Annotated in this window: 12 protein-coding genes and 1 other RNA gene; 9 read left to right on the forward strand and 4 right to left on the reverse strand. The window is 38.7% G+C overall.

Annotated elements, in window-relative coordinates; translation table 11 throughout:
* Positions 1-21 precede the first annotated feature (21 nt).
* Entirely contained in the window at positions 22-1,731 is a 1,710-nt protein-coding gene (locus tag DK857_RS01345; RefSeq protein WP_098941175.1) for an ABC transporter ATP-binding protein/permease, read from the forward strand.
* On the forward strand, positions 1,721-4,519 hold the full coding sequence (locus tag DK857_RS01350) for a M16 family metallopeptidase (RefSeq protein ID WP_109401348.1): 2,799 nt from the start codon (positions 1,721-1,723) through the stop codon (positions 4,517-4,519). The genes DK857_RS01345 and DK857_RS01350 overlap by 11 nt, the downstream gene beginning before the upstream one ends.
* Before the next feature lie 150 nt (positions 4,520-4,669).
* Here DK857_RS01350 and DK857_RS01355 read toward each other — a convergent pair whose 3' ends face one another.
* Positions 4,670-5,086, reverse strand: coding sequence for a DoxX family protein (locus tag DK857_RS01355; protein WP_109393172.1), 417 nt, complete (start codon positions 5,084-5,086; stop codon positions 4,670-4,672).
* A gap of 269 nt (positions 5,087-5,355) precedes the next feature.
* Between DK857_RS01355 and DK857_RS01360 the strand changes: the two genes are divergently transcribed.
* Positions 5,356-7,374, forward strand: a complete 2,019-nt coding sequence (locus tag DK857_RS01360) for an oxidoreductase (RefSeq protein ID WP_109401349.1) — start codon at positions 5,356-5,358, stop codon at positions 7,372-7,374.
* Positions 7,375-7,484: 110 nt separating this feature from the next.
* Here the strand turns inward: DK857_RS01360 and sstT are convergent, their stop codons facing one another.
* A complete protein-coding gene (sstT, locus tag DK857_RS01365) occupies positions 7,485-8,738 on the reverse strand; it encodes a serine/threonine transporter SstT (RefSeq protein ID WP_109393170.1) in 1,254 nt (417 codons plus the stop codon).
* 735 nt (positions 8,739-9,473) lie between these two features.
* On the opposite strand from sstT, the gene DK857_RS01370 reads away from it, so the two are divergent.
* From DK857_RS01370 to DK857_RS01390, 5 genes are all read left to right on the forward strand, one after another.
* Positions 9,474-10,133, forward strand: coding sequence for a DedA family protein (locus DK857_RS01370; protein ID WP_109393169.1), 660 nt, complete (start codon positions 9,474-9,476; stop codon positions 10,131-10,133).
* Between the two features lie 262 nt (positions 10,134-10,395).
* Entirely contained in the window at positions 10,396-10,701 is a 306-nt protein-coding gene (locus tag DK857_RS01375; RefSeq protein WP_109393168.1) for a DUF883 family protein, read from the forward strand.
* A 6-nt stretch (positions 10,702-10,707) separates the two neighbouring features.
* Positions 10,708-11,118 (forward strand): phage holin family protein, encoded by a 411-nt coding sequence (locus DK857_RS01380; RefSeq protein WP_109393167.1) that lies wholly within the window; start codon positions 10,708-10,710, stop codon positions 11,116-11,118.
* The gene (locus tag DK857_RS01385) at positions 11,099-11,404 is read left to right on the forward strand and encodes a YqjK-like family protein (RefSeq protein ID WP_227003101.1); all 306 of its coding nucleotides are present in this window, start codon (positions 11,099-11,101) and stop codon (positions 11,402-11,404) included. The genes DK857_RS01380 and DK857_RS01385 overlap by 20 nt, the downstream gene beginning before the upstream one ends.
* Before the next feature lie 184 nt (positions 11,405-11,588).
* Positions 11,589-11,981 (forward strand): DoxX family protein, encoded by a 393-nt coding sequence (locus DK857_RS01390; protein ID WP_075671385.1) that lies wholly within the window; start codon positions 11,589-11,591, stop codon positions 11,979-11,981.
* An 88-nt stretch (positions 11,982-12,069) separates the two neighbouring features.
* On the opposite strand, the gene DK857_RS01395 is transcribed toward DK857_RS01390, so the two are convergent.
* On the reverse strand, positions 12,070-12,972 hold the full coding sequence (locus tag DK857_RS01395; protein WP_036933024.1) for a LysR family transcriptional regulator: 903 nt from the start codon (positions 12,970-12,972) through the stop codon (positions 12,070-12,072).
* Positions 12,973-13,085: 113 nt separating this feature from the next.
* Here DK857_RS01395 and DK857_RS01400 point away from each other — a divergent pair, with 113 nt between their 5' ends.
* Entirely contained in the window at positions 13,086-13,790 is a 705-nt protein-coding gene (locus DK857_RS01400; RefSeq protein WP_109393166.1) for a pirin family protein, read from the forward strand.
* A gap of 67 nt (positions 13,791-13,857) precedes the next feature.
* Here DK857_RS01400 and rnpB read toward each other — a convergent pair.
* Positions 13,858-14,233, reverse strand: an RNA gene (gene rnpB, locus DK857_RS01405) — RNase P RNA component class A.
* Positions 14,234-14,272 lie beyond the last annotated feature (39 nt).

Genomic DNA, 14,272 nt, shown 5'->3' on the forward strand with positions numbered 1-14,272 from the left:
TAAAAATATGACCAATAAGCAATGAAAACAATAAAACAATTTTTCTATTTAGTTTCACCTTTTTGGGGGCGGCGCGCCGCCCTTTACTGCTGGTTTCTATTGATAGTCTCTTTGACCTTAACCCTGTCATCCGTCTGGTTTAACGTCAAAATGAATGAATGGAATGGTAGTTTCTATAACGCATTACAACAACTTGATGGACAAGCGCTCTACAAGCTTCTTCAACAATTTGTCATTATTATCGCAGGATTAATTACTGTTGTAGTAATGGGCGATTTCTTACGCCAAAAAATGGTTATTCGCTGGCGCGAAGGCATGACTGAACAAGTGCTCGATCGCTGGTTATCAAAAAACAGTAAACACTACATGTTAAGGCTGACATCTCAAGAGCCTGATAACCCCGATCAGCGTATTGCAGAAGATATTCGTTTACTGATCGAATCAACAATGCGTTTAACTGTCACATTTTTGCACTCGTTACTCACGCTTATCTCTTTTGCCACTATTCTTTGGTCACTGTCTGGCGCTATATCCTTCACATTAGGAGGAAGTGAGTGGACAATTCCAGGGTATATGTTCTGGGCTTGTATTATCTATACCATTATCGGGATAACCATTACGCAATTTATTGGCTCACCCTTGCGTAAGATTAATATGGATAAACAGCGCAAAGAGGCTGATTACCGTACTGCTCTCATCACCCGTAAACAACATGGCGATGCAATTGCAGGTCAGCGTGGTGAAATCAGTGATCGCAACGAATTAATGGACCGCTTTTTAGGGGTTATTCGTAACTGGAATAACCTTATCCGCTACGAGAGAAATCTTGCATTCTTCACTGTCGGCTATCAACAAGCCACTGCAATGGCACCGATTATTTTTGCCTTACCTAAATTCCTTGCTGGCGAATTAATGCTAGGAGGATTAATGCAATTAAGACAAGCATTCTCTAGTGTTGCAGGTGCATTAAGCTGGTTTATTTTCTCGTATAAAGAGATTGCCGCATGGCAAGCAACAGTGACACGTCTTTATAATTTTGTGGTGCTTTTAGAGCACGATCATGAACCAGAAGTCGCTGATTTAAACGATAAACAGACTAAATTAAAAGCTAATCTTTCTCTGTTTATGCAAGATGACAGCCTGTTAATCCAAGATATTAACTTCTCTGTAAAAGCGGGTGAATTAACCGTTATTGAAGGTTGCTCTGGTTTAGGTAAATCAACACTGCTTAGAGCACTAAGTGGGCATTGGCCTTATTTTAAAGGGGAAATTCAACGTTCACCAAATGTGTGTTGGATCCCACAGCGTATGTATCTGCCTTTTGCTCGTTTAGACAGTTTGCTCGCTTATCCTTGTCAGCCTAATCAATTCTCCACTAAAGAGTATGAAGAAGCACTTCATTTGGTGGGTTTAGACAAAATAAAAAATCAACTTTCACTTGAAACGGATTGGACAACACGTCTATCAGGCGGTGAGCAACAACGTCTTATTTTTGCTCGTTTATTGCTCAATAAACCTGATCTTATTTTATTAGATGAAACCACCTCTGCACTTGATGAACAAAATGCATTAAACATGTTGCAGTTACTAAAACAACATCTGCCAACCGCGGGTATTGCGTTAGTCAGCCACCAGCGCTTTACACATGTGATTGCAGATAATGTGATTTCACTCAAAGCCCCTACCGTGTCCTCCTCTCAACCTGCTGGAGTTACCGAATATGTATCGTAAATTACTGATTGTTTCAGTCAGTCTTTCACTTTTAGGGTGTGCGGCAAACACCCCTAATCAAAATGACAAAAGTACGCTATTACTGCGTCCTGATATTCGCCATTTTACCCTAGATAATGGTTTAGACGTTTACTTACTGCAACGCCCACAAACCGGTGTTGAAATGCGTCTTTTGGTAAAAAGTGGTTCTGTTCAAGAAGATGAAAAACAGCTTGGTTTTTCGCACTTTACTGAACATATGGCATTTAAAGGTACAACTCATTTTCCGGGAACAACAGGCTTTAAACAACTTGAGAGCCTTGGCATGAAATTAGGTAGTCATGTTAATGCCGCGACAAGTTTAAATGCGACGACTTATAAACTGTCATTGCCAAATGCAAACCCGATCCAAATTAAAACAGGGTTAAAGATTTTATCTGACTGGGCATTTGAAATGACCTTTGACCCTATTGAGTTTGATAAAGAGCGCCCTGTTATTGTTGAAGAGTGGCGCTTGCGCCAAGGCATTGGTTTTCGTATTAACCGCCAGTTAGAAGAATTGCGTTATTATGGTAGCCGTTATCTAGACCGTGATCCTATTGGCGATTTAGAAATCGTTAAACATGGCGATGTGAAAGATGCAAAACGCTATTACGATACTTGGTATCAACCAGAAAGAATGGCATTAGTACTGGTTGGTAACTTTAATCAGGGCGACGCTATTGCTGATATTAAGCATCTGTTTAACGCTAAAAATAGCGAAAATAAAGGAATTGATGATCCTTCTTGGCACAATTTTATTGATCATAAAGATTTACTGGTCAAAACGATTTTCGACAAAGAGCAAGGTTCGCGTATTTTACAGTTCACCTTGCAACGTACTTTGCCAGCACCTTTAAATAGTCGCCAAGGTCAATATGAAGATTTAATGGATTCATTATGGCTATCAATTTTAAATCAACGTTTTTCCACTATTGTTGATAATGGCTTAATAGCTTCTATTAGCGCTAATGCACAAGGCTCAATGTTAGACTCTCGTCGTTCACAACAATTGATGATTGCGCACCCTAAAGGTAATGATTATCAAGGCGCACTAGATATCTTATTTACAGAAGTTCAACGCCTCGCCTCTGTTCCAGTGGCTCAAGAAGAGCTAGATAATGCCCGTAACGCAATGCTAAAGCGCCTAAGCCAACAAGCTGCGGGTGAAGAGCGTTATGAGCACGATTATTTGGCCAACCAAATCACAACAGCTATTGAATTGGATATGCCAATTCAAACGAAAAAACAGGCACTGAATTTAAGCTATCAATTAATCAATAAAGTGACCCCTGAAACATTGTCAGCTTATTTTGCTCAATACCTAAAGCAATCATCACCACGAGTTGCGGTGATTGGCCCCGATAATGATGCTAATTTGTTTAATGCAACTAAAGCTACGCAACGTTGGCAAGAAATTAGACAATCAAACCCGGGAGCATTTACCCTAAAAACTCAAGCTGTTGTACTCGATATTAAACCTGATCTCACAGGTTCAGTTGTTTCAACGCAATCACTTCCGATTGAAAAAACACAAGAATGGACACTGAGCAATAATGTAAAAGTGATTGTGAAAAATGACAGTTATCTCAAAGATAATATTCAAGTTTCACTGCGTATTCCGGGCGGCTCTTCACTTGAAACAAATCAAAGCTTAGGCATGGTACAATGGGCATTAAAATTACCTGAAGTGAGTGGATACGGTAATTATAATGCGCGTGAGTTAGCGCTATTTACTAAGCAACACCAAATTAGTTTGCGCCCTTACAGTGAACTGTTATTCCATGGTTTCCGTGGCGAAGCGCCAATTGATGAACTAGAAACCTTGCTAACCTTAATGCATCTAAAAATTACGTCTCCACAGTTTAATGGTGAGAAGTTAGAGCAACAGAAGCAAGCCATGGCATTAGGAATTTCAAAAACACCCGTTGAACGCACTTTCTTGGATAAGATCAATAAAGAAAGCTATCAAAATGGCAATCGTTTAGTGGTTTCTCCGCAAGGTGCTTGGAAACAGTTTACTGCTCAACAATTACAGCAAACAAACCAAATGATCTTAGGACAACCTGCTGATATGACATTAGTTATCAGTGGCCCTGTCAATATTAATCAGGTAAAACCTCTGATTGAACGCTGGGTTGCAAGTCTCCCGACACGCTCTGAACGGCGTCTATTCTGGGCAGATCCTGCTATTAATCCAAAGCTGACTTCATTTAGCAAAACATACCCTATCGCAAGCAGTGATAAGAGTATGGTAAGTATTCAATATGCAGCACCAGCTCAATGGTCACAACAACAAGTACTTACGCTAAATTTACTGGATACAGTGATCAGTCAACGTTTAAGACTCAACCTACGTGAAAGAGCAGGTGGAATTTATTCACTTGGGTTCTCTGAAATGTTAACGAAAGTGCCTACAAGCTACTATACCGGTCGTTTAAATTTTACAGCATCACCTGAACGCGCAGATGAATTAATCACTCTCGCCCGTAAAGTCGTGAATGAAGTTAAGCAGTCAGGTATTACAGAGAAAGAGTTACAAGAGGCCAAAAATATCTGGCTAACTGAAAATTCACAGGTGAATGACAGTGCAAGTTATTGGACAGATGCTCTTGCTCAAGTTGCAACAGATGACCAACAGTATCAGCGTTTACTCACTGATCCTGCCATTATAAAAACATTAAGTGTTAACGATATAAACCAAGTTGCTCGCCAGTGGTTAGGTGAAAATGAAAAGGTCTTTAAGTTAACGCCAGCAACTCAAAAATAAAAATGACTTAGGTTAAACCGATAAGCCATAAAATTGCTTAAAATAAAACGCCCAGATCGAGTCTGCATATAGTGTGAGATCTGGGCGTTTATTCATCTATTTTAATCAAGTTACAGCAATAACATTCAATTTTATTGACTATTAAATTTATTAATCTTTTTTAACTGCAAAACGGCCACTACCTAAAAACATCACCGCTATCGCAGCAAATAGGTAAAAGCCAGCACTTTCTGGTGCCCATCCCCCTGTTTTAGGGTTTAATGCAAATAAATCACCAGAATGAACCATCAAGACAGCAACAAACATTGTACCTGCTAAAATAAGTGCTGATGCACGAGTAAATAGACCGATAATCAGTAAGATAGGTGCAACCACCTCCCCAATCACGGTACCATAAGCAATAAAGGCGGGTAGATTAAAATTAGCTAACATCCCCTGAATACCAGCTAATCCACCCGGTTCCATTTTATGAAGCCCATGTAATAACATTAAAACACCAAGAGAAACACGTAATACAAGTTTACCCAAGTCAGAACAGTCAACAAGTTGATTAAATTTATTAATCATAACGTCTCCAAATTGAAAATAGTGATGTGTATTTTTAATACGTATTAATAGGTACACTACATTATATGATGAAATATTATGAATGAGTGTGATTTTTATTATCACTATTTGTTCTCATTAAGTAATCACTTAGATTATTATTGCTTTATAACGTGCTATTCACCTTTTCCATGATTAAGATCACAACTTATTAACATAATGAACTCTTAATCACTCACTTCTCGTTATGCTATAGATATCTCATCTGACCAGTCTAAAAAGGGTATCTGATGGCACATTATTCTCATCTATTTTCGCCGCTTGATTTAGGGTTTACTGTACTTAAAAACCGTATTCTTATGGGCTCTATGCATACTGGACTCGAAGAAAATCCAAATGATGCCCCAAAACTTGCACAGTTTTATGCCCAACGTGCGGCAGCAGGTGTTGCATTAATAGTAACTGGAGGGATCTCTCCCAATAAACAAGGTGTCTTATTGCCTCATGCTGCGACATTAATGTCTGAAAACCAACTAACAACTCATCAACTTGTTACGGATGCAGTTCATCAACAAGGTGGTAAAATTGCTTTACAGATCTTGCATACAGGTCGTTATAGTTACCAGCCAAACTTAGTTGCCCCTTCAGCAATTCAATCTCCAATAACCCCTTTTATGCCAACAGAAATGAGTCATGAACAAATCGAACAAACTATCGATGACTATATTCACTGTGCTCAATTAGCCCAAAAAGCGGGCTATGATGGCGTTGAGATAATGGGATCTGAAGGCTATTTAATTAATCAGTTTTTAGTCAGCCACACAAATCAGCGAAACGATCAATGGGGTGGAAATATTGAAAATCGTTGTCGTTTCGCTTTACGTATTCTTGAAGGCATAAAAAAAGCCGTCGGTGAGCAGTTTATTATTATTTACCGTCTTTCTATGTTGGATTTAATTAAAGATGGCTCGGATGCTTCTGAGGTGCTTTATCTTGCCAAAGCCGTAGAGAAAGCGGGCGCAACAATGATCAATACAGGGATCGGTTGGCATGAAGCGCGAATTCCGACCATTGCCACTATGGTGCCAAGAGGCCAATTTGCGAATGTGACGCGAGAACTAATGGGAAAGGTCAATATCCCACTAATTACATCAAATCGCATTAACACACCACAAACTGCAGAAGCTATTTTGGCAGAAGGCTGCGCCGATATGGTTTCAATGGCTCGCCCTTTTCTTGCTGATCCTGAATTCGTGCTTAAAGCGCAACAAGGACGTGAAGATGAAATCAATACTTGCATTGCTTGTAATCAGGCATGCCTTGATGAAATATTTTCAGGCCAAACCGCCTCTTGTTTAGTTAACCCTTTTGCGTGTCGAGAAACCGAGCTTCTTATTATACCAACCCAACGACCTAAAAAGTTAGCGGTTGTTGGTGCGGGTCCCGCAGGATTATCTTTTGCGGTAACAGCCGCGAAACGCGGTCATCATGTCACTCTTTTTGAAAAAGAAGATGTTATTGGTGGACAATTGAATATTGCTAGCCAAATTCCTGGAAAAGAAGAGTTTAAGGAAACCTTACGCTACTTTAAACGACAACTACAACTCACTGGTGTGATTGTTAAAAATAATATCGAAGCTACTCCTCATCATCTTGAAAATTTTGATGAGATTATTTTAGCCAGTGGTGTTACTCCGCACCTTCCCGATATTGAAGGCCAAGATAATAAGATTGTTAAAACTTACCTTGATGTTTTAAAACACCATCAATCGGTGGGCAAAGATGTAGTGATCATTGGTAGCGGGGGTATTGGCTTTGATACTGGCCTTTATCTTACACAAAAAGGCCAATGCAGTAGCCTAAGCCCCTGTGCTTTTAATAAAGAATGGGGCATTGATCCAACACTTTCATCTCGTGGCGGTATAAAACCAGAAAATCAATTAAAAGATGATAATAAACAGATTGTTATGACCCAACGTAAAGCTGGAAAGATAGGATTGAATTTAGGTAAAACAACAGGTTGGATACATCGGCTAACATTAGAGAAAAAAGGCGTTAAATTCTTAACACATTGCCATTATCAAAAAATTACGCCAGAAGGCCTTGTTATTGAACAAGATGGCAAACAACAACTTCTTATGGCTGATAATATTATATTGTGTACAGGACAACGTACTTATCACCCATTACTGATACCGTTAGAAACAAAAAACAAAATCGTTCACCTTATTGGTGGTGCAAAGGATACCAGTAAATTAGATGCAAAACGTGCGATTAGACAAGGAACAGAATTAGCTCTTAATATTTAATGGATTATCAATATATTAGCAAAAAAGAAACCCCACATAAGAATGTGGGGTTCTATTTTTTTATTAATTATTATTTTTACTGCACTTCCTGTCTTACTACTTTTAACTACTTACCCATTATTTTTTTCAGTTAACGGGTTTTCTGTAATACGATTATCTTCTGCAATACAGACTGTTGCAGTAAAAAGAACATCCGTTGCTGAATTTAATGCAGTTTCTGCTGAATCTTGCAACACACCAATCATGACCCCAACAGCAACAACTTGCATTGCAATATCATTACTAATACCAAACATGCCACAAGCTAATGGAATTAATAGTAATGATCCTCCAGCAACTCCTGATGCACCACAGGCACAAATTGCAGCAACTAGGCTTAATAACAGCGCAGTTGGGATATCAACAGGCATCCCCAGAGTGTTTACAGCCGCGAGTGTCAAAATAGTAATAGTGATTGCAGCTCCCCCCATATTGATGGTTGCGCCTAATGGGATGGAAACAGAATAAGTGTCTTCATTTAAATTCATACGACGACACATAGCCATATTCACAGGAATATTTGCAGCTGAACTACGTGTAAAGAAGGCGGTTACACCACTTTCACGTAAACAGGCAAAGACTAATGGATATGGGTTACTGCGAATTTTCCAAAATACAATTATTGGATTCACAACTAAAGCTACAAACAACATACAGCCAATTAGCACAACAAGAACATGCAAGTAGCCAGATAAAGCTTCAAAACCTGTTGTTGCTATCGTCGATGACACGAGGCCGAAAATGCCGATAGGCGCTAAACGAATAACAACACGTACCAAGTTTGTCACTGCATCCGCTAAATCTTGTGTTAAGGCTTTAGTGGTATCACTTGCATGACGTAATGCTAATCCCAGCCCGATAGACCACGCTAGAATACCCATATAGTTACCATTGAGAAGCGCATCAACAGGGTTTGCAACCACATTAATTAATACGCCTTTAAGCACTTCAGCGATATTTTCAGGTGGTGACAGTTGTGATTCGTTAACAACCAGCGTTAAAACAGATGGGAACATAAAGCTCGCAACAACTGCGGTTAATGCAGCAAAGAACGTTGCTAGCAGATATAAAATTAATACCGGGCGAATATTCGATTTTTGCCCTTGACGGTGATTAGCAATCGAAGCCATAACCAGTACCCATACTAAGATAGGTGCTACAGCTTTCAGTGCACTAATAAACAGGGTACCTAATAGACTCATCATCTTGGCAGCTTCTGGCGCTAACCAAGCAAGTAAGATCCCTGCGACTAAACCAACGAGTATTTGTTTGACGAGGCTTCCCTTAAAAAACAGGCTGAAGACTCTGGATTGTTGTTTATCCATAGCTATTCCATTACTTAAAATAATATTTAAAAAAGGCATTATTGAGTGTTTGCAATGCCAGTATAAGGAATTGAATCGCGCTGAAAAGCTGATTATGCAAAATATACAGCATTAACCATTTTTGTTAACAATAAAATAACATAACTGTGATCATAATAGGATTTTGTTCTTTTTAGTGTACCAATACAAAATGAAAGAAATTATTATTATCAGTAAGTTATACTTAGTTATCTTACTTGTTTTTTATTTTATTTCTCTTCTTTTTGTTTTTTTTAATCAACTGATAGCCTTTTTTATTAACATTATAACTAACAATTATCTGCTCTGAACCGCCTTGTTTTGAATGAAAAACAAACAAAAAAAGATGAACAATATAAACAAGATAACGTTTTATTTTCTCTCAATTAATATTAAAAATTTATCTTTTATGATCTCTATAAAATAGAGAATGCCTTTTGATAATATTCATTTTCTTAAGGTTTAATTTAAAAAACTCTCTATTCTGAACTCAAAAAAAGATTAGATGTCTATTTTTCACAATCCAATATCCATGCGTAAGTGGTGTCGTCATCCAGTTGAAAAATTTTCTGTCTAGTTTTTCCTGATTTTGTTAGAGTGTTGCTGTTTTAAACAATGAAAAATAGACCCTATGAAGTAGAAAACGGGTAAATAGATTACAACACCTATTGATTTTATATTTACCCCCAAATGACTCAGTTTTAGGAAGCCTTTTATATGGAAATCGTAAGAGAGCTATTCTTGGCGCTATGGCATCAAGATTACGAAACCTTAGCTAATCCTTCATTAATATGGATTATCTACATTTTATTATTCACCATACTATTCCTAGAAAACGGAGTATTGCCCGCAGCTTTCTTACCAGGAGATAGCTTATTAATTTTAGTGGGCGTGTTAATTGCTAAAGATACAATGGATTTTCCATTGACCTTACTTATTTTGACTGCAGGAGCAAGCCTAGGTTGTTGGTTGGGCTATCTTCAAGGGCGATGGCTTGGAAATACGAAATTAGTACGCAGTTGGCTATCACATCTACCAGAACATTATCACCAGCGCGCACATGGGCTTTTTCATCGTCATGGCTTAGCTGCATTACTTATTGGTCGCTTTTTAGCGTTCGTTAGAACATTGTTGCCAACAATTGCCGGCCTTGCTGGATTGAATAATACTCGCTTTCAGATTTTCAATTGGTTAAGTGGACTTTTATGGGTCGGTATACTGACCACATTGGGTTATATATTAGGTAATAGCCCACTATTTCGTCAGTACGAACACCATTTAATGAATATCCTTATGCTATTACCTGTTTGCCTATTAGTTATAGGATTAATTGGTAGCATCTGGGTTGTTATTAAAAAGAAAAAAGCGAAAGCGTAAGATCTATCAAATAATATAAAGATATTCCGACTGCCATAAAAAGCAGTAAGAAAAATGACAAAGGCCTGTTTCATTCAATTGAACAGGCCTTTATTTTATTTCGCTATACACTCGCCTTAACACCCTCTCATTCTTTTAACTGCGGATATCTATTAAGATTTATCTCTTTTTTTTACCAATAAGTCATTATTTAATTTCATTAAGCGGTAAAATTAGTCTATTGTTATAAGTATCATGTCTATCTCTATTAAAGGAGTTAATTATGTCTCATCAACGTTCAAATGAAGATCTGCGTAGTGAATTGAAATCTCTTGCTGATACTCTAGAAGAAGTGCTGAACTCCTCTGCAGATAAATCCAAAGAAGAAATCCAAAGCCTGCGTGCAAAAGCAGAATCGGCGATAAAAGGCTCTCGTGCAAAACTTAGCGATACAGGTCGAGAAATTGTCGATAACACCAAAGAAATCGCCGGAAAAGCAGATAACTATGTTCGTGAAAATCCATGGACAGGTGTCGGTATTGGTGCGGCTGTTGGTGTTGTTCTTGGTGTTCTCCTAGCAAAACGTTAATTTGTAATGAGTGATACTCAAAGACCACAGGGCCCCGCATCCGGGGTTCTGAATTCTCTCAGTAAAATTGGTGCCATCGTGATAGGCATGGTTGAAACTCGCCTACGGCTAATCGCCATTGAACTGGAAGAAGAAAAAACTACCCTGATCCAGCTTATTTTAATGTCTGGCGTCACACTGTTACTCACCGCTTTTGGCCTAATGAGCCTGCTTATACTGATTTTTTGGGTTATTCCACCTGAATATCGAATTTATGCTTTAGCTATCACAACCGCTACTTTACTTTTCTGTGCACTTATTGGTGCCATCATGACATTAAGAAAAGCGCGAAATTCCACCTTGTTAGGCGACACTCGCCAACAATTGGAATTAGATAAACGTCTTTTGGAGCAATATCATGATGAACAGACAAAATAAGCAAGCAATCCTCGCAAGACGTAAAAAGCTGTTGTTGAATAAAATTCAGCAACAGCGCTCTGATTTAGGGCAAAGCACGCAAACTTGGCTTGATGTGACAGAGCCTTATGATAAAGCGTGGCGAATTTTAGTCTCTTTAAAACCTGCATTTTTAGTAAGCGCTAGTTTTATTTCTCTTTACAGTATTAAACACCCTAAAAAAATCATACGATTAGGACAACGCGCTATCGGTGCAATTGGCTTAATTCGGGCAATACAGAAGTCCTTCAAAAAAACCTCAGATTGAACATCAATTTTTTTGTCTAAGAATGTTAATTCTTCTTAATATCCTCTTTTCCAATTTCCTATTATTGTATGCCTCACAACGTAGCCGTGGTTATTAATTCTAAAAATAGAAAATTAACCAACGAAAATACAAATATAAACAGATATACATTGCAGATAATAGAGTTTAATTAGGAATAAACATTATGAAAAAATTTGAAGACATTGCGTTATTAATTGCCCGTATTTTAATGCCGATTTTATTTATCAGCGCAGGCTATGGAAAAATTGGTGGCTACGAAGGCACACAACAATATATGCAAGCAATGGGTGTTCCCGGTTTCTTATTACCACTGACGATTTTATTAGAATTAGGTGGTGGATTAGCAATCTTATTTGGTTTCTTAACTCGCACCACAGCAATCTTTACCGCAGTCTTTACTCTCTTAACTGCATTACTGTTCCACAGTAATTTTGCTGAAGGCATGAACCAATTAATGTTTATGAAAAACATGACAATTGCAGGTGGATATTTATTACTGGTTGTAACAGGCCCGGGTAAATGGAGCTTAGATCGTATTTTCAATAAAAACTGGTAATAACGAGTTTAGAAACAAAAAAGATCCTCTAGGGGATCTTTTTTGTTTGCTTAAAATAAAACTTACTCATTATTTATATTTGTTTTACTTATTTTTTATCGCTCGCAAAGAGTTTAGGTATTTCACGTAAACACCACGATTTAGCTTCGCCCATGCTATCTCTGCGCCATGCCATAATAATATTATTTTCATGGTGATATTCAGGGCCAACAACACGTAAACGCCCTTCTTTAATATCATCTTCAATTAAATCAATCGGCATTGTCGCCACACCTAAACCTGCAATTAACGCTCGGCGTTTATCTTCAATAGAGCTGACCGTTAAACGGCGCTGTTTATCTAACAACAATACTGTCAATACAGGGCGTTCCCTTGCGGTATCTGCAATCGCAATACCCCGATATTTTAAGCGAGTTTCTTCTGCTAATGGCTCAGGCTCGTTATGAATTGGGTGATCTGGGCTGGCAACATAAACGCTAGTGGTATTGTATAAAGGGCGAAAGTTGATTTCAGATGAAGTACGAAAATGCATATCGGGTGAAATCACAATGTCACATTTACCGCTTTCTAAGCTTTCCCATGCACCCGCTAATACTTCTGTTACTAACGAAAGTTGCGTATTGGATTTTTCTGCTAATTTATCAACTAAAGGAAAGAGTCGAGAAGCTGGTGTAAGCGCTTCACAAACAATAGTGATATGTGGCTCCCAACCTCTTGCTAAGGCTTCTGCATCTGACGTTAATTTATCAGCCGCCTCAAGTAATATGCGTCCTCTATCAAGTAGCATTCGGCCAACATTGGTAAATTTAGTTCTATGGCCAGAACGGTCAAAAAGGACAACATCTAAATCTTCTTCTAATTTTTGCATGGTATAACTGAGTGCCGATGGGACTCGATTTAGTTCATCAGCCGCAGCTGCAAAACTCCCTCTACGATCAATGGCATCCATGACTCGTAAAGATTCCAACGTAATTGCTTTGTCTTTACTCATTATACTTATCTCTATCAAATAATTTGATTATAGGCACCAGATTAACTTGCTAACAATAGACAGTCCATACCTCTATGATAAATATATTGATAATCTACTCGAAAAATACCGCTATGATAAAATACAGAACAGCACAACAGTGTGGTAAAGCGGATTATGGTTGGCTACAAGCTCGCTACACATTTTCCTTTGGCCACTACTTTGACCCTCATTTTTTAGACTATGGCACGCTAAGAGTACTCAACCAAGAAGTGCTCGCTCCAAATTCTGAATTTAAAGCAAAGACCTATCCTCATGTGGACGTGGTTAATCTTATTCTTCAAGGGGAAGCAACATACCTTGATAATATGGGGCGTACATTGACGGCAAAAGAAAATGAGTGCTTACTTATTTCACCGCATAATACTGATACGTATATAGAGAAAAACAGTAGTCCTGATACGCCATTAACTCGCATTCAATTGTGGTTAAATGCGTGTCCACAACAAGAAAGTGTAGCTTCACAAAAATTGGTATTAGATGAAAATTTAAAATATCAATTATTAGCCTCACCTACCGGTGATGATGGCTCGTTAATGTTAAGGCAAACTATCTGGCTTTATCATATTCATTTGCAAGCAGGCGATGAAATTACACTGCCAATAAAAGGACAGAAAGGCTTTTTGCAATCCATAAAAGGCGGCACCTATTTGCAAACATCAACACAAGAAAATGGGCAAATCCAGTGTGGTGATGGGGCTTTTATTCAAGATAGCCATAGTATTACATTGAAAAGCTCGGCTGAGTTTCGTGGTTTATTTATTGATATTATCTCGTGATAATCAATCTCGATGAGCTTAAAAACAGAAAACCCTCGAAACACAATGTGAATCGAGGGTTTTTTATGAGGTGAGTTGACCGTTAAGCCGGGTTCTGTCGTGGACAACCATTCATCTAGGCCAGAACTTGCGCGCTGGCTCCAGCAACCTACCCGGGTTCAATGCGGGCCGCACCATAAGAACCCCTATTTGGTCTTGCTCCGGGTGGAGTTTACCATGCCACAAACTGTTACCAGTTGCGCGGTGCGCTCTTACCGCACCCTTTCACCCTTACCTGATCCTGTAAACAGGCCATCGGCGGTTTACTCTCTGCTGCACTTGTCGTAGGCTCGCGCCTCCCAGACGTTATCTGGCACCCTGCCCTGTGGAGCCCGGACTTTCCTCCCCTCTATCCGTCTCCCCCGAAGGGACAACGATAAAGCAGCGGTTGTCTAGTCAACTCAGGGTGCGGATTATAGGGATTTTGGTAGAAAATGTATAGC

Source organism: Proteus terrae, from assembly GCF_003144325.1.
In the GTDB taxonomy this organism is placed as follows: Bacteria; Pseudomonadota; Gammaproteobacteria; order Enterobacterales; family Enterobacteriaceae; genus Proteus; species Proteus terrae.